Source organism: Aquabacter sediminis, assembly GCF_028863665.1.
Taxonomy (GTDB): Bacteria; Pseudomonadota; Alphaproteobacteria; order Rhizobiales; family Xanthobacteraceae; genus L1I39.
Window position 1 is genome coordinate 203,340 of sequence record NZ_JARBFX010000001.1, and the last position, 15,401, is coordinate 218,740.

Here is a 15,401-nt window from a genome sequence, read left to right on the forward strand (position 1 = left end):
GCCAAAATCCGCACAGGGAGTGCGAAAAGTCATTCTTGTTGCAACGCTTGTTTCCTGGGATCCGTCGAGAAGGGCAAACGACGGATCTTCTTAATGCGCATGGAACAGATCGGGGTCATCGGCCTCGGCAATATGGGCCTCGGCATGGCCGCCACCCTTGCGGCCAAGGGCTTCACGGTCACCGGCTTCGACATCAGCGAGACCCGCCGCGCGCCGGCCGAGGCGGCCGGCATCTCCTTCACCACGACCCTTGCCGACATCCTCTCCTCCGCAGACGCCATCGTCTGCTCGCTGCCGCTGGCCCGCGATGTGGAGCAGGTGCTCACCAGCGATGGCGACCTTCTGGAGCGCCGCGACCGCAAGGTGGTGGTCATCGATACCTCCACTTCCGATCCCGCCACCACCCGCCGTCTTGCCGCCCGCCTCGCCGCCGCCGGCCATGCGCTCCTTGACGCGCCCGTCAGTGGCGGCCCCTCCGGCGCCGCCCAAGGCACCCTCACCATGATGGTTGGCGGCGCGGCCGAGGATTTCGCGCTCGCCGAGCCGGTGCTCTCGGCGCTTTCAGCCAAGGCCATCCATGTGGGGCCCTCGGGCGCGGGCAACGTGGCCAAGCTTGTCAACAACATGCTGGTGGCGGCCCATCTGGTGGCCATGGGCGAGGCCATGCGGCTGTCCGAGGCTGCCGGCCTCTCCGCCCAGGAAGCCATTTCGGTGGTGAACACGGCGAGCGGCCGCAGCGCGGTCAGCGAGGTCATGTTCCCCCGCTGGGTGCTGCCCAACACGTTCGACAGCGGCTTTTCCGCCGGCCTCATGCGCAAGGACGTGCGCCTCGCCCTTGAGCTGGCTGCCGAGACCGGCGTGAGCCTGCCTTTGTGCGCTCATGCCGGGGAGATCTGGGGCGCCACCCGTACCTCCATTCCCGACACGGCCGACTTCACCCGCATGGCCGATTATCGCGCCAAGGATGCCGCCTGATGCTTGAGGTTCATCACTCCGAAGGGGCGCGCCGCGCCCTGGCCATCCTCGCCGGGTTCCTGCCCGAGGGCCGCATCGGCTCCGTGGTGGCGGGCGAGGTGCTCGCGGGCACCGGCGCCACGCTGGACCTGACCAACCCGGCCGATGGCCGCGTCTTCGCAAGCTTCGCCGATGCTGGCGCCCCGGTGGTCGACGCCGCCATGGACGCCGCCCGCAAGGGCCAGGCCGCTTGGTGGGGCATGACCGCCGCCGCCCGCGGCCGGGCCATGTGGGAGATTGCCCGGCTCGTGCGCCAGAATGCCGAGGCGCTGGCCGAGCTTGAGACGCTCTCCGCCGGCAAGCCCATCCGCGACACCCGCGGCGAGGTGGCCAAGGTGGCGGAGATGTTCGAATATTATGCCGGCTGGTGCGACAAGCTCCACGGCGAGGTCATCCCCGTCCCCACCTCGCACCTGAATTACACCCGCGCCGAACCCTTCGGCACGGTGGTGCAGATCACCCCCTGGAACGCCCCCATCTTCACCGCCGGCTGGCAGATCGCGCCCGCCATCTGCGCCGGCAATGCGGTGGTGCTGAAGCCCTCCGAGCTGACCCCCCTCACCTCTCTGGCGCTGGGCATGCTCTGCGCCCGCGCCGAGGGTGTGCCGGCGGGCCTCGTCAACGTGCTGGCCGGCGCCGGCCCCACCACGGGCGCCGCTACCGTCGCCCATCCCGAGACCCGCCTCGTGGTGTTCGTCGGCTCGGCCGAGGCGGGGGCGCAGATCGCCGCTGCCGCTGCGCGGGCCATCGTGCCCTCGGTGCTGGAGCTGGGCGGCAAGTCGGCCAATATCGTGTTTGCCGATGCCGACCTCTCCCGCGCCATCCTCGGCGCCCAGGCCGCCATTTTCGGCGGGGCGGGCCAGAGCTGCGTCGCCGGCTCGCGCCTCCTGGTGCACGCCTCCATCCATGGCGAGTTCGTGGGGCGGCTCGCAGCAGCTGCGAAGCGCATCCCCACCGGCCTTCCGACCGATCCGGCCACCCAGATCGGCCCCATCAACAACCGCCGCCAGCTCGACAAGATCTCAGGCATGGTGGACGCGGCGGTGGCGGCCGGCGGGCATCTGGCGGCGGGCGGGGCCTGCCCGGATGAGTTGAAGGCGACCGGCGGCTTCTTCTTCGCCCCGACCATTGTCGACGGCGTCACCCCGGACGCGGCCATCGCCCGCGAGGAGGTGTTCGGCCCGGTGCTCACCGTGCTGCCCTTCGCGGACGAGGCGGAGGCCATCGCGCTCGCCAATTCAACGCCCTACGGCCTTGCCGGCGCGGTGTGGACGCAGGATGTGGGCCGCGCCCACCGCGTGGCGGCGCAGGTGCGCGCCGGCACCTTCTGGGTCAATGGCTACAAGACCATCAATGTCGCCTCCCCCTTCGGCGGCTTCGGCCGCTCGGGGTTCGGCCGCTCGTCGGGCCGCGAGGCGCTCATGGCCTACACCCAGACCAAGAGCGTGTGGGTGGAGACCGCCGAAAAGCCGGGCGTCGCCTTCGGATACGTGGGCTGACGCCGTCCAACAAAAGCCCCGGGACCCACCGGGGCTTCACCTTCCAGCATGGACACTCGATCTTCAGGGGAGCAGCATCATGAGCGGAGCATCGGTTGAGGCACAAAACGTCTCGCCACCAGGACTGGCACTGGATGACATGGAGGCGCCTTCGGGCCTGAGCGGGCGGGTGCGCCTGTTCCTGTTCGCCCTGGCGGCGGTGCTGATCGCCGAGGGCATTGGCAATGTCACCATCCCGCTCGGCTCCAGCAAGATCGTGCTGCTGCCGCTGCTCTGGGCGCTGCTTGCAGGTGCCACGATCGGCCTCGCGGCGCCCCGCCTGCCCGGCGCGCTGAAGGTGTCGCTGGCGGAGCAGCGCCTGGCTTCCGCCTTCCTCCAGCCGGCCCTCCTCATCTTCATCGCCAAGCTGGGCCTACTGGTGGGCGGGTCCATCCCCAAGATCCTGTCCGCCGGCTGGTCGCTGGTGTTCCAGGAATTCGGCCACTTCTTCGGCACCATGGTGTTCGGCCTGCCGGTGGCCCTCCTTCTGGGCATCAAGCGGGAGGCCATCGGCGCCACCTTCTCGGTGGGGCGCGAGCCGAGCCTGGCCATCATCGGCGAGCGCTTTGGCATGGACAGCCCGGAAGGGCGCGGGGTGCTGGCGGAATACATCACCGGCACCGTGTTCGGCGCGGTCTTCATCGCCATCCTGGCGAGCCTGGTGGCGAGCCTGAACATCTTCAATCCGCTGGCGCTCGCCATGGGCGCGGGGGTGGGCTCGGGCAGCATGATGGCCGCGGCGGCGGGCGCCATCGCCGCCCAGCAGACGCCGGAAATGGCCAAGGACGTCGCCACCTTCGCGGCGGCCAGCAACCTCATCACCACCACCATCGGCACCTATTTCACCCTGTTCCTGTCGCTGCCTTTCACCATCTGGGCCTATGGCAAGCTGGAGCCGATCCTCGGGCGCGGCCGCAGCATCGCGCCGGCGCAGGCCAAGGTCGAAGCGCCCACCGAGGCGCCCCATAGCGAGGTGCGCCTCGGCCTTCTGGCCATCCTGGCAGGCTGGGTGCTGATCGGCGCCTATGGCCTCATCGGCAACTGGATCACCTACAAGACGCCCGTGGACGGTCAGGTGATCGCCGGCATGGCCATCATTCTCGGCGCGGTGCTGGCGGGGTGGGGGCTTTATCTGGCGACCGCCCGCAAGCTGCCGGCGGTGGTGTGGGTGTCGATGATCGGCATGGCGCTGACCTATCCGGCCAATCCGTTCGCGGCCGACATTGCGGCGCTCACCGGCAAGATCAACTTCCTGGCGCTGGCCACACCCATTCTCGCCTTCGCGGGCCTCTCCATCGCCAAGGACGTGCCGCTGTTCCGGCGCCTGGGCTGGCGGATCGTGGTGGTCTCGCTGATGGCCAATGCGGGCACCTTCCTCGGCGCCGCCCTCATCGCCCAGTTCTTCATGCACCCGCCGATCTGAACCCATCGGCCCGCCCAACGGAAAAGGCCCGCCGCGCGCGGGCCTTTTTGCGTTTGGCTTTACTCCGTCTCGTCTTGGGCCCGCAGCAGGCGCTGGGCGATGGCGGAGGCGCTCATCACATGCTGGAGGGCGGCGGCATTGGCGCCCTCCCCGTCCCCGGCCTTGATGGCCTCCACGATGCGCTGCATCTGGATCGGCCCGTCCGTATCGCGTCCGTCCGTCTTGATGGTCATGGACCGCAGATGGTTGATGCGCACGGTCAGCGAGGAGACGATGCCCCAGGCGATTTCCTTTTCCGCGTGGTGGAAGAGGGTGCGGTAGAACTCCGTGGTGGCCGCGAGCACGCCGGGCATGTCGCGCCCGGCATAGCCGGCCTGGATGCCGGCAAGGCAGGTTTCCAGCGCCGCGATCATCGCCGGATTGCGCCGCTCGGCGCAGGCGCGGGCGGCGATGCCCTCCAGCACGCCCCTTATCTCATAGATCTGCAGGGCGTCCGCCGCCGTGGTGCGCGCCACGATGGGCCCGCGCGCCTGGAGCGTGGCCACCAGCCCCTCGGTCTCCAGATGGCGCAGCACCTCGCGCACGATGGTGCGGCTGACCCCCAATTGCTCGCACAGGTCCCGCTCCACAAGCCGCTCGCCGGGCTTGAAGCGCTGGGCGTAGATGGCCTCGCGCATCTTATCCAGCGTCAGCTCCCGAAGGGTCTTGGCCGGGCGGTCCACCCGCAGGGGTTCGAGCGCAGCGTTCATGGGTTCAAGATCCTGTTTCCCGACACCTGCCGCACGCGGGCGGATTCTTCAATCCGTGCGGCCCGCGCGGGATCGCACGTGAAGAAAATCACCCGGCGCGCAATTGGGCCGTTGTCGCTCCAATTTTGGCATGCCATATTACGGCACGCCATAAATATTCCAGCGGGCGACACAATGACCTTCCTCTTTTCCGCACGATCCGCCTCTCCCGTGCTGACGCGCGCGGCTTTGAAACTGTCTGGTTTTGTCGCCGGCCTGGTGCTGCTCGGCGCGGGGGCACAGGCGCAGGACTGCAAGCCGAAGATCGCCGACGCACTCCTGGTGAAGCCCGGCTTCTTCGTCATGGCCACCAGCCCCACCTTGCCGCCCATGGCCTATGCGGACCAGAAGGGCGTTCTGAAGGGCCTGCGCATCGACCTTGGCTATGAGATCGCCAAGCGGCTGTGCCTGAAGCCGGAATTTATCAGCACCGAATATGCCGCCATGATTCCCGGCCTCCAGGGCAAGCGGTGGGACATGATCGATGCGGGTCTGTTCGTGACACCCGAGCGGCTGAAGATGCTCTATATGATCCCGTATGAGAATCTGGCCATCTCCATCTCCACGGCGGTGAAGAACGGCGCGCCCATCACCAAGGTGGACGATCTGGCCGGCAAGACCATCAGCACCGACATTGGCGGTTATGCCGAGCGCAAGATGCGCGACCTGAACAAGGACTTCCAGGCTCGCGGCCTGAAGCCCATGACCATCAACCTGTTCGACAATTACGCCACCGTCTACCAGGCGCTGCGCGCGGGGCAGGTGGATGCGGCCGTTTCCATCGACCCCGTGGCCAAGCAGTATCAGGACCGGGGTGAGTTTACCCATGCGCTCAGCGGCATGTATGCCACCCCCGGCTCGCTGGCCTTCGGCGACAAGGCGGTGGCCGAGGCGGTGGCGGGCGTGATGCAGGAGATGGAGACCGACGGCTATCTGCCGAAGCTCCTCGCCGAATATGGCGTCGGCCGCGCCGAGGGCGGCGTGAAGGTGCTCGGCCCCAATTGAGGGGCGGGCTGACTTCCCTGACCGGCCATCCGGCCTGAACCGGCGGAGCGCCCCGCTCCGCCTTCCCCCATCCGCACGGCGCCGGGACACCCGGACGCCGCCGGGCTCCTGCTGCTTGCGAGGCTTCCGTGAAGGGTTGGCACTGGGACGGCTTCTTTGAATATCTCACCAATGGCTACCTCATCGAGGGCGCCTTCGTGACGCTGGGGCTGACCGTCTTCTCGATCCTGTTCGGCCTGATGCTGGGCTTCGTCATCGCCGTCATGCGCATGTCGAAGTACAAGATCCTGTCTGGACCTGCCTATTTCTACACCTGGATCATGCGGGGCACCCCGCTCTTGGTTCAGCTCATCATCATCTATACGGGCCTGCCGCAGATCGGCATCAAGTTCTCGGTCATCGAGTCGACACTCATCGGCCTGACCCTGAACGAGGCGGCCTATCTCTCCGAGATCGTGCGCGCCGGCATCGCCGCCGTGCCGCGGGGCCAGGTGAATGCGGCGCGGGCCATCGGCATGACGCCGTTCCAGGTGATGCGCTACGTGGTGGCCCCGCAGGCTTTCCGCATCATCATTCCCCCGCTGGGCAATTCGGTGAACGGGGTGCTCAAGACCACCTCCATCGCCTCCATCATCTCCATGGAGGAATTGCTCCGCCGCACCCAGGTGCTGATCCAGGAACGCTTCCTGGTGCTGGAGCTCTTCGTCGTGGCGGCCATCTACTATCTCATCATGACCACCGCCTGGGAGTTCGTGCAGCGCTGGATCGAACGCCGGTTCGGCCGCGCCTTCGATCCGCAGGCGGGCCAAGCGGGACCGGCAGAGCCGGCAGCGCTCGCGGAGCAGCGGTGAGATCATGAGCAAGGCGATTGGCGAGGCATCCCCCATGCTCGAGATCAAGGGCATCAATAAATGGTACGGCACCTTCCAGGTGCTCAAGAACTGCTCACTCTCGGTGGCGCGCGGCGAGGTGGTGGTGGTGTGCGGGCCGTCCGGCTCCGGCAAGTCCACCCTCATCAAGTGCGTGAATGCGCTGGAGGGCGTGGATGGCGGCGAAATCCGCCTGGAAGGCAAGCTGGTCACCGACGGCAAGGCCAACCTGCCCAAGCTGCGCTCGCGCGTGGGCATGGTGTTCCAGCATTTCGAGCTGTTCCCCCACATGAACGTGCTCGACAATCTCTGCATCGGCCAGGAAAAGGTCCTCAAGCGCGACCGGGCCGAGGCCGAGCGCAAGGCCAAGGCCCTGCTGGAACGCGTGGGCATGGCGAGCCATGCGGGCAAGTATCCGCTCCAGCTTTCCGGCGGCCAGCAGCAGCGCATCGCCATCGCCCGCGCCTTGGCCATGGACCCCATCGCCATGCTGTTCGACGAGCCCACCTCCGCCCTCGACCCGGAAATGATCACCGAGGTGCTGGATGTGATGGTCGCGCTCGCCCAGGAGGGCATGACCATGATGGTGGTGACCCACGAAATGGGCTTCGCCCGCAAGGTCGCCGACCGGGTGGTGTTCATGGACCGGGGCGAGATCGTCGAGGACACGGCCAAGGAGCGCTTCTTCGCCGATCCCGCGAGCGACCGGGCCAAACTCTTCCTCTCCAAGATCCTGTCTCACTGACAGACCCGCATCCGGCGCCACGCCGAGTGCGACGCCCCGCGGGCCGCATCAGCTCCCGCACTTTGGCATGCCATAATATCGTTACGGAAAGCGTCCCATGCTCAAGCTTCGCAAGGTGGTCAATTACGACGAGAAGGTCCTCATTGAGGGGGGCAAGGAAGCCCCTCGGCCGCTGCATCTGTTCGGCGCGGCGGCGGTGCTGACCAATCCCTGGGCCGGTCGCGGCTTCGTGGAGGATCTCCAGCCGGAAATCATGGCCATCGCCCCTGTGCTGGGTGCCCTGCTGACCGAGGAAATCCTGCGCCGCGCCGGCTCCGGTGAGGTGGTGGAAGGCTATGGCAAGGCGGCTTTGTGCGGCACCGCCGGCGAGGTGGAGCATGCCTCCGCCCTCATCCACACCCTGCATTTCGGCAACCATTATCGCCGCGCCGTGGGCGCCAAGACGTACCTCGCCTTCACCAATGTGCGCGGCGGGCCGGACACGCCCATCATGATCCCGCTCATGGACAAGCATGACGAGGGCCGGCGCTCCCATTACCTCACGGTCCACTTCTCCATTCCCGATGCCCCCGCCCCCGACGAACTGGTGGTGGCGCTGGGCGCCTCCATTGGCGGGCGGCCCCATCACCGCATCGGCGACCGCTACAAAGACCTCGAAAGCCTGAAGGACCTCCATGGCTGAGCGACCTTCCCTCGCCCAAGGCGCGGCCCGGGTGCATCTGCGCGGCGGCGGCGTGTCCGGGGACATCACCTATCTGCGCCAGGGCGCGGGCCCGGTGGTGGTGCTCATTCACGGGGTGGGCATGAATGCCGCCATCTGGCAGCCTCAGATGGCGGCGCTTGCCGCCGCACATGACGTCATCGCCCTCGACATGCCCGGCCATGGCGGCTCCCTCCTGCCGCCCGATCCGCCGACCCTGGACGATTATGCCGATGCGGTGATCGGGCTGCTCGATGCGCTGGGCATTCCGGCAGCGGCGCTGGTGGGTCATTCCATGGGGGCGCTGGTGGCCACCCACACGGCCCTGCGCAACCCCGAGCGGGTGAGCCGGCTCATCGCCATGAACGCCGTCTTCCGCCGCTCGCCCGAGCTGAAGCAAGCCGTGCAGGCCCGCGCCGTGGAGCTGGAGGAAAAGGGCTTTTCCGCCTCCATCGCCCCGACCCTCGCCCGCTGGTTCGGCGATCCCGTGCCGGCGAACCTGGAACTGGCCGCCGCGCTTTCCAGCGCCGCCCTGCGCACGGTGAATGTGGAAGGCTATCGCCGCACCTATTGGCTGTTCGCCACCTCCGACGAGGCGCTGGCCCCGGCTTTGCCGGGGCTGAAGGTGCCGGCGCTGTTCATCACCGGCGAGTTCGATGCCAATTCCTCGCCCGCCATGTCCCGCGAGATGGCCCGGATCGCCCCGTGCGCCCGCGCCGAGATCGTGCCCGGCGTGCGGCACATGATGGCGCTCACCCATCCCGACGAGATCAATAGCCGGCTCATCGCCTTCCTTGACGAGACGCCCGCCGACGCTTCCCGCCCTCTGCCCGCCGAGGTCGGCCCATGACCGAGATCACGACCTTCGCCCACTATATTGACGGTGCCTTCGAGACCCCGGCCCAGACCTTCGACAGCATCGACCCCTCCCGCGAGGAAGTCTGGGCCCGCATGCCCCGCGCCGGCGCCGAGGATGTGGACCGGGCGGTCCGCGCCGCCCACCGCGCCATGCGGGAAGGTCCCTGGGCGCGGATGACCGCCACCGAGCGCGGCCGGCTGCTCTATCGCCTGGGCGACCTGGTCACAGCCCACGCCGCCGAACTGGCCGAGCTGGAAACCCGCGACACCGGCAAGATCATCCGCGAGACCCGCGCCCAGATCGGCTATGTGGGCTCCTATTACCGCTATTTCGGCGGCCTTGCCGACAAGCATCACGGCATGGTCTTGCCCATCGACAAGGCGGACATGGACGTAACCCTGCGGCCCGAACCCATCGGAGTCGTCGCCGCCATCGTGCCCTGGAACTCCCAGCTCTTCCTGTCCGCCGTGAAGCTCGGTCCGGCGCTGGCCGCCGGCTGTGCGGTGGTGCTCAAGGCCTCCGAGGACGGCCCTGCCCCCCTCTTGGGCTTCGCCCGCCTCGTCGAGGAGGCGGGCTTCCCGCCGGGTGTGGTGAACATCCTGACCGGCTTCGGAGCCGACTGCGGGGCAGCGCTGACCACCCACCCCCTGGTCGCCCGGATCGCGTTTACGGGTGGTCCGGAGACCGCCCGGCAGATCGTGAGGAACAGCGCGGAAAATCTGGCCTATACAAGCCTAGAATTGGGTGGAAAGTCGCCTGTTCTGGTCTTCTCCGACGCCCATTTCGAGAGCGCGGCGAACGCCGTGGTGGCCGGCATCTTCGCCGCCTCCGGCCAGAGCTGCACAGCCGGCTCCCGCCTCCTGGTGGAGCGCAAGATCGCCGAGCCCTTCCTTAAGCTCCTGGCTGACAAGGCGAAAGCCATCCGCATTGGCGACCCGCAGGACGCCGCCACCGAGATGGGCCCGCTCGCCACCGCCCGGCAGGTCACCCATCTGGAATCAACCATCGCCGCCAGCCTTTCGGCGGGGGCGGAACTCATAACCGGAGGAGGCAAAGCAGAGGGATTCTCGCGCGGATTCTATGTTGCTCCGACCATCCTCCGGTCTGAAGACACGCAGATCCCCTGTTTCCGCTCCGAATTCTTCGGCCCGGTCCTGAGCGCCACCACCTTCGACACCGAGGAGGAGGCCCTGGCCAAGGCCAACGATACTCCCTTTGGTCTCGCAAGCGGCGTCTTCACCACGAACCTGGCCCGCGCCCATCGGCTAAGTGCTTCCATTCGCGCGGGAATTGTCTGGGTGAACACCTATCGCGCGGTCTCCCCCATGGCGCCCTTCGGCGGCTATGGCCTGTCCGGATTGGGCCGGGAGGCGGGGGCGGATTCCATCCGCGACTACACCCGCACCAAGACGGTCTGGATCAACACCTCCGACGCCCCCATTCCCGATCCCTTCGTGATGCGCTGAGCGCCGGGAGCCGAACCATGATCAACCGCATCCTCACCCCCCGCGAACTCTTGATCGGGGGCGGAAGCCTGAAATTCCTGCCGGAACTTCTCGCCCGCCTCGGCGTGCGCAAGCCGCTCCTGGTGATCGATCCCACCATCCTGCGCCTCGGCCTCGCGGATGCCGCCATCGCGGCCCTGGAGGCAGCGGGGACGGCGCCGGTGGTGTTCTCGCAGGTGGTGGAGGACCCCACCGACACCAGCGTGCTCGATGCGGTCAAGCTCTTGAAATCTAACGGGTGTGACGGCGTGATCGGCTTCGGCGGCGGCAGCGCCATCGACACCGCCAAGGGGGCTGCCATCGTTGCCAGCACCGGCGAGGAGATCCGCGGCCTGAAGGTTCCCCGCATCGTCGACCTTGCCACCCTGCCCCTGGTGGCCATCCCCACCACGGCTGGGACGGGCAGCGAGGTGACCCGCGCCTGTGTCATCACCGACACCGAGCGCCACGAGAAGATGTTGATTCTAGGCACTTCTGCCCTGCCGGCTGCTGCCATTGTCGACTATGAGCTGACCCTCACCTGCCCCTTCCGGGTCACCGTGGACACCGGCCTGGACGCCCTCACCCACGCCCTGGAAGCCCTCATCAACCGCAACCGCAATCCCCATGCGGATGCCCTCGCCCTTTCGGCGCTGAAGCTGATCGGCGCGAACCTGGAGATCGCAGCCACTACGCCTGGTGACAGAAAAGCCCGTGAAGCCATGATGTTAGGCGCGACCCATGCGGGCCTTGCGGTGTCCAACACGTCCACCGCCCTCATCCATGGCCTCAGCCGGCCCATCGGCGCCTTCTTCCATGTACCCCATGGCCTGTCCAACGCCATGCTGCTGCCCCTGGTGACGGACTTCTCCCTCTCCGCCGCCCCCGACGCCTATGCGTCCGCGGCCCGCGCTTTGGGCTGGGCCCCGGACGGCATGGAAGATGGGGAAGCGTGCCAGCGTCTCGTGGAAGGCTTCCGGGGGCTCAATAATCGCTTGAAGGTCCCCACGCCAAAGGCTTATGGCATCGACGAAATCCGGTATCGGGAGCTGATCCCGGAAATGGCCCGCCAGGCGCTTGCCTCTGGAACCCCAGGCAACAATCCAAGGGTCCCCACCCTGGAAGAGACCCTCTCGCTCTACGAGGCGGCTTGGGACTGAGGCCGCACTCAGAACCCGTTGCAGAGGAGGCGGTCCGGGCTTCGCCTGCCATGTGGGAAGAGGGCATCGCCCCTTGGGCAGAAGCGACACCCTCTAGCCGTGCGACCACTCTGGATAGCCTGCGCCATTGCCATGTGGGGCTGCCCCCACATGGCAGCGCTGATCACCGATTGGCCTTGAGGCCCGCCGCTTCCAAGGCCAGATATTGCTGCGTCACAGCCGGCAGGTGCTGCTCCAGCCACGCCGCCATCTCCACCTCCTCGTCGAGAGACTTCTGGAGCAATGGGATAGCGGCGGAGAAGCCGCCTGTCTCGGCCATGGTGATGAGAGAGCGGTAGGACGCAATCTCGTAATTCTCGAATGCAAAGTCGGCGAAGCTGTTCTTGAGGACTTCGTCGTCCGCCATGCTGTGGCCCATGGCCGCCATGTTGCCCATGAAGGAGGCCGCTGTGTCCTTGAAGGAGGACTCACTCTCCCCCAGTCCCGCCAAAATGTCTTCAAGGCGCCTCGCCTGAGCTTCCGTCTCGGAGACATGCGTGCGAAGCCGCGCTGCAAGATCGGGATAGCTTTCCAGCCGGTCCAGCTGCCGATTCATGATCGACAGGGCCTCGTTTTCCAACGCGTGCGCGTTGCGCAGGCCGACGGTGAAGATGTCGCGAAGGGTCTCGTCTGCCAAGGGTCGCTCCTGTGGTGTGAACGTTGTTCTGTGAACGGGAACGGCGGCCAAACCGCCATTTCCTCCTACCCTCAACGTTCACGCGGCCCTTTGGTTCGTTTTCGCTACGGAAAGCGGCGACAACATCAGCTTCGCCGCGCCATTCATCGCGTATAAGGAGTCAGTTTATTGCATGGCCAACGACTTCATAAAGCGTATTCTTGACCTTTAAGAGGACAGTGCAGTCCGCGTTATGGACGGTGCGACAAGAACGACGCCCTTGCGGCCGGGCCTGCCCGGCGGCGCACCATCGTCCCTTCCGGACTGCCGGGATACCTACTCCACCGGTTCCAGGCGCGTGCGGGCGATGACCGGAATCTGTGGTGTCTCGTCCACATGCAGGCTGAACAGGTCGGGCCGGGCGTAGTGACCGACCGGATCGAAATCGAGCTTGGCGCCCAGCAGATGGTCGAGGTCGATCTCGGCGGTGAGGATACCTTCCTCGTCGACCAGGGGGCCCGCGAGAATCTCGCCCAAGGGTCCGACGATGACCGAGCGCCCGTGCATCATCCATTCGTCCGGTGCAGCCTCGATGCGGCTGGCATAGTCGTCCGGGAAGTCGGACCGCCGCATCACCTGACAGGCGCCGATAACAAAGCACCGCCCCTCCATGGCCACATGGCGCATGGTGGAAATCCAGCTCTCGCGGTCATCTGCCGTGGGCGCGGCCCAGATCTGGACTCCCTTGGCATAATAGGCCGCACGCATCAGGGGCATGTAGTGCTCCCAGCAGATGGCGCCGCCCATGCGGCCATAGGGGGTGTCCACGACGGTGAGGGTCGAGCCGTCGCCGAAGCCCCAAACCAGGCGTTCTGAGCCCGTGGGCATCACCTTGCGGTGCTTGCCCATCAGGCCCTGCGGTCCGAGATAAAGTGCCGTGCAATACAGCGTGCCGCCGTCCCGCTCCATCACCCCAACCACCGCATGGATGTCGTGCGCCGCGCAGGCCGCCACCAACTGTTCCACCTCCGGGCCGGGCACGGCAATGGCGCCGCGCACATAGCGGGCAAAGTCCGCCCGCCCCTCCCCCGTGCGGCGCCCGATGCTGCAGCCGAAGTCGAGGCCCTTGGGATAGCCGCCAATAAAGGCCTCCGGGAACACGGCGATCTTGGCGCCGGTGGCCGCGGCCTCGGCGATCAGCGCCACCGTGCGGGCGGTGGCGGCCGGGCCGTCAAAGGGAATGGTTGCGGCCTGGACCGCGGCGACCTTGACCTTGGACATGGACTTCATCCCTTGTGTTGTGCCTGGCTTTCGCCGCCCGGAAGGGGCCAGAGCGGGCGCGGCAGGTCGAACAGATCCCGCGTGCGGGCATAGGTGGACGGGCCGTGCATGCGGCCCACCAGATCGAGAGCGTCGGCATCCACGCGGGGACGCTCGGGATCGCCGGTGAGGACGGAATGGGCATAGTGGGCATGGAGCACCTCGCCCACCGCCAGCCATTGCCCTGGGCCCGTCTCCAGCAGGTGCAGCAGCCGGCATTCCAGGGCAACAGGCGAGGCGGCAATGCGCGGGGGGCGGATGGCAAGGCTCGGCATCGTGGCAAGGCCGGCGAGGACCGTCTCGTCCACCTCCGGAGGGGCTTCCACACAGGTGGCATTCATGGCCTCCACCAGGGCGAAAGGCACGAGGTTGATGACGAATTCCCCGGTCGCGGAAATGTTGGCCGCCGTATCCTTGGGCTGCCCCGGACGGGCCAGGATGCCCAGCGCCACCACCGGCCGGTCGGCGCCGAACAGGTTGAAGAAGGAATAGGGCGCGGCATTCACCACGCCATCCGCGTTGCACGTGACCACCCAGGCCACTGGGCGGGGCATGATGGTGGAGGCCAGCAGCCGATAGCGCGCCTCCGGCGGCAGGATGGAAAAATCAAAATGGCGCGTGGCGCTCTGCGGGTCGGGGCTGGGGCTGGGCCGCTCCAGACGTGCCACGTCCGCCTGTGCCGGAATGCTGGTCATGATGGTCCTGCTGCGCGACGCCGGTGGGCGGTGCGGCTAGGGGCGGCGCGCCGGAACGCGCCGCCGGTCGGGGGAGGACGGCGCGCCGGTCAGGCGCGCAGGATCTTCACGCTCTTCACGTCGAAGTTCAGCGCCGCCGCTTCCTTGTCCGCAGCAGCGGCGATGGCGGTATTGATGAATTTCGGCACGTCCGGCAGGCGCGGCAGGAGCTTGGCGTCCACGCCCCACTTGGCCAGCGCCTCCATTTGCGCGATCTGCTCGGGCGAGAGGGTGGCGCGGATGTCTGCGAAGGACTTGGCGCTCCAGGCCGGATCGTAGCTGGACGCCTTCTGCAGCACGGGCTCGGGGATGTTCTTGGCGGGCTCCAGGGTGCGGAACCAGCCATTCACCAGGTCATTGTTCTGGGCGGCGAAGAACAGCGCCTCGGAATTGGCGATGAGCAGGCGCTTCAGAACGTCCGGCTTCTGCTGAAGGAACCGGTTGTTGGCGGCAAGCACGATGACCGGGGATACGTTCTGCGAGATGACCTGCGCGGCGCCCGTGCTCTCGAAATAGCTGACGAACGGGTCATAGGAGAAGAAGGCATCGATGCGCTGTGCGCCCACCGCATCGGCCAGTTCCGCTGGCCCCACATTGACGAAGGTCACGTCCTTGCCCGGCGTGAGGCCAGCCTTGAGAACCGCATCCTGCGCATTCTGGAAGGCGGTGATGCCGAAGGTGCCGTAGACCTGCTTGCCCTTCAGGTCCGCCAGGCTGGTGATGCCGGACTTCTTGGTGGCCAGCACCGCCGAGCGGAACCGGGCCTGGGAGGCGACTGTGGTCACCGGCGCGCCGATGGCCATGGTGGTCACGGCAGCAAAGTCCGAGAGCGTGCCCACGTCGCCCGCACCCGAGACCAGGGCCTCGGTGATGGCCGGCGAGGCGGCAAGCTGAATCATCTCCATCTTGAGGCCGTTGCGGGCCGGGATGTCCGTGCGCATCAGGACATGGGCGATCTGGGCCGACACGGTGGTCGTGTTGAACCAGCACATGCGGACCACGTCGCCCTCCTGGGCGCGCAGAACCGACGGCATCGCCAGTGGGAGGGAGGCGGCAAGGCCAGCGGCGAGCTGGCCGAAGCGGCGGCGCGAAATTCCTGAGGTCACG

General features: G+C 67.1%; 15 protein-coding genes. 10 read left to right on the top strand and 5 right to left on the bottom strand.

The features are described 5' to 3' along the window. Window positions 1–84 precede the first annotated feature (84 nt). From PV781_RS00920 to PV781_RS00930, 3 genes are all read left to right on the top strand, one after another. Window positions 85–975: an NAD(P)-dependent oxidoreductase gene (locus PV781_RS00920; RefSeq protein WP_274774143.1), complete on the top strand. Its 891-nt coding sequence runs from the start codon at window positions 85–87 to the stop codon at window positions 973–975. Then, window positions 975–2,513, top strand: coding sequence for an aldehyde dehydrogenase family protein (locus PV781_RS00925; RefSeq protein ID WP_274773768.1), 1,539 nt, complete (start codon window positions 975–977; stop codon window positions 2,511–2,513). The genes PV781_RS00920 and PV781_RS00925 overlap by 1 nt, the downstream gene beginning before the upstream one ends. A 139-nt stretch (window positions 2,514–2,652) precedes the next feature. Next, window positions 2,653–3,975: a DUF3100 domain-containing protein gene (locus PV781_RS00930; protein WP_425532346.1), complete on the top strand. Its 1,323-nt coding sequence runs from the start codon at window positions 2,653–2,655 to the stop codon at window positions 3,973–3,975. A gap of 59 nt (window positions 3,976–4,034) precedes the next feature. Here PV781_RS00930 and PV781_RS00935 read toward each other — a convergent pair whose 3' ends face one another. Next, window positions 4,035–4,724: a GntR family transcriptional regulator gene (locus tag PV781_RS00935; protein ID WP_274773770.1), complete on the bottom strand. Its 690-nt coding sequence runs from the start codon at window positions 4,722–4,724 to the stop codon at window positions 4,035–4,037. A gap of 174 nt (window positions 4,725–4,898) precedes the next feature. Between PV781_RS00935 and PV781_RS00940 the strand changes: the two genes are divergently transcribed. From PV781_RS00940 to PV781_RS00970, 7 genes are all read left to right on the top strand, one after another. Then, entirely contained in the window at window positions 4,899–5,768 is an 870-nt protein-coding gene (locus PV781_RS00940) for a transporter substrate-binding domain-containing protein (RefSeq protein WP_274773771.1), read from the top strand. A 128-nt stretch (window positions 5,769–5,896) separates the two neighbouring features. Further along, window positions 5,897–6,619 carry an amino acid ABC transporter permease gene (locus PV781_RS00945; RefSeq protein ID WP_209100463.1) on the top strand — a complete coding sequence of 241 codons (723 nt, stop codon included), beginning with the start codon at window positions 5,897–5,899 and terminating at the stop codon, window positions 6,617–6,619. Between the two features lie 34 nt (window positions 6,620–6,653). After that, window positions 6,654–7,382, top strand: coding sequence for an amino acid ABC transporter ATP-binding protein (locus PV781_RS00950; protein WP_274774144.1), 729 nt, complete (start codon window positions 6,654–6,656; stop codon window positions 7,380–7,382). Between the two features lie 97 nt (window positions 7,383–7,479). Continuing rightward, window positions 7,480–8,064, top strand: coding sequence for an amino acid synthesis family protein (locus PV781_RS00955; RefSeq protein ID WP_274773772.1), 585 nt, complete (start codon window positions 7,480–7,482; stop codon window positions 8,062–8,064). Continuing rightward, window positions 8,057–8,932: an alpha/beta fold hydrolase gene (locus tag PV781_RS00960; RefSeq protein ID WP_274773773.1), complete on the top strand. Its 876-nt coding sequence runs from the start codon at window positions 8,057–8,059 to the stop codon at window positions 8,930–8,932. The genes PV781_RS00955 and PV781_RS00960 overlap by 8 nt, the downstream gene beginning before the upstream one ends. Before the next feature lie 5 nt (window positions 8,933–8,937). Further along, window positions 8,938–10,407 (top strand): aldehyde dehydrogenase, encoded by a 1,470-nt coding sequence (locus tag PV781_RS00965; protein WP_274774145.1) that lies wholly within the window; start codon window positions 8,938–8,940, stop codon window positions 10,405–10,407. Window positions 10,408–10,424: 17 nt separating this feature from the next. Then, a complete protein-coding gene (locus tag PV781_RS00970; RefSeq protein ID WP_274773774.1) occupies window positions 10,425–11,585 on the top strand; it encodes an iron-containing alcohol dehydrogenase in 1,161 nt (386 codons plus the stop codon). 163 nt (window positions 11,586–11,748) lie between these two features. On the opposite strand, the gene PV781_RS00975 is transcribed toward PV781_RS00970, so the two are convergent. The 4 genes from PV781_RS00975 to PV781_RS00990 form a co-directional block, all read right to left on the bottom strand. Then, window positions 11,749–12,261 carry a ferritin-like domain-containing protein gene (locus tag PV781_RS00975; RefSeq protein WP_274773775.1) on the bottom strand — a complete coding sequence of 171 codons (513 nt, stop codon included), beginning with the start codon at window positions 12,259–12,261 and terminating at the stop codon, window positions 11,749–11,751. Between the two features lie 315 nt (window positions 12,262–12,576). After that, complete coding sequence (locus PV781_RS00980; protein WP_274773776.1) at window positions 12,577–13,521, bottom strand: carbon-nitrogen hydrolase family protein; 945 nt, start codon at window positions 13,519–13,521, stop codon at window positions 12,577–12,579. Window positions 13,522–13,526: 5 nt separating this feature from the next. After that, window positions 13,527–14,255 carry a flavin reductase family protein gene (locus PV781_RS00985; RefSeq protein WP_274773777.1) on the bottom strand — a complete coding sequence of 243 codons (729 nt, stop codon included), beginning with the start codon at window positions 14,253–14,255 and terminating at the stop codon, window positions 13,527–13,529. An 89-nt stretch (window positions 14,256–14,344) separates the two neighbouring features. Beyond that, the gene (locus PV781_RS00990) at window positions 14,345–15,400 is read right to left on the bottom strand and encodes an ABC transporter substrate-binding protein (protein WP_274773778.1); all 1,056 of its coding nucleotides are present in this window, start codon (window positions 15,398–15,400) and stop codon (window positions 14,345–14,347) included. Between the last annotated feature and the right edge of the window lies 1 nt (window position 15,401).

What these genes read in the sequence shown, in the direction of transcription:
- PV781_RS00950 (WP_274774144.1), top strand. Translation starts at nt 6,654, where the DNA reads ATGCTCGAGATCAAGGGCATCAATAAATGGTACGGCACCTTCCAGGTG.
- PV781_RS00970 (WP_274773774.1), top strand. Translation starts at nt 10,425, where the DNA reads ATGATCAACCGCATCCTCACCCCCCGCGAACTCTTGATCGGGGGCGGA.
- PV781_RS00940 (WP_274773771.1), top strand. Translation starts at nt 4,899, where the DNA reads ATGACCTTCCTCTTTTCCGCACGATCCGCCTCTCCCGTGCTGACGCGC.
- PV781_RS00960 (WP_274773773.1), top strand. Translation starts at nt 8,057, where the DNA reads ATGGCTGAGCGACCTTCCCTCGCCCAAGGCGCGGCCCGGGTGCATCTG.
- PV781_RS00935 (WP_274773770.1), bottom strand. Translation starts at nt 4,724, where the DNA reads ATGAACGCTGCGCTCGAACCCCTGCGGGTGGACCGCCCGGCCAAGACC.
- PV781_RS00985 (WP_274773777.1), bottom strand. Translation starts at nt 14,255, where the DNA reads ATGACCAGCATTCCGGCACAGGCGGACGTGGCACGTCTGGAGCGGCCC.
- PV781_RS00925 (WP_274773768.1), top strand. Translation starts at nt 975, where the DNA reads ATGCTTGAGGTTCATCACTCCGAAGGGGCGCGCCGCGCCCTGGCCATC.
- PV781_RS00980 (WP_274773776.1), bottom strand. Translation starts at nt 13,521, where the DNA reads ATGTCCAAGGTCAAGGTCGCCGCGGTCCAGGCCGCAACCATTCCCTTT.
- PV781_RS00930 (WP_425532346.1), top strand. Translation starts at nt 2,653, where the DNA reads ATGGAGGCGCCTTCGGGCCTGAGCGGGCGGGTGCGCCTGTTCCTGTTC.
- PV781_RS00955 (WP_274773772.1), top strand. Translation starts at nt 7,480, where the DNA reads ATGCTCAAGCTTCGCAAGGTGGTCAATTACGACGAGAAGGTCCTCATT.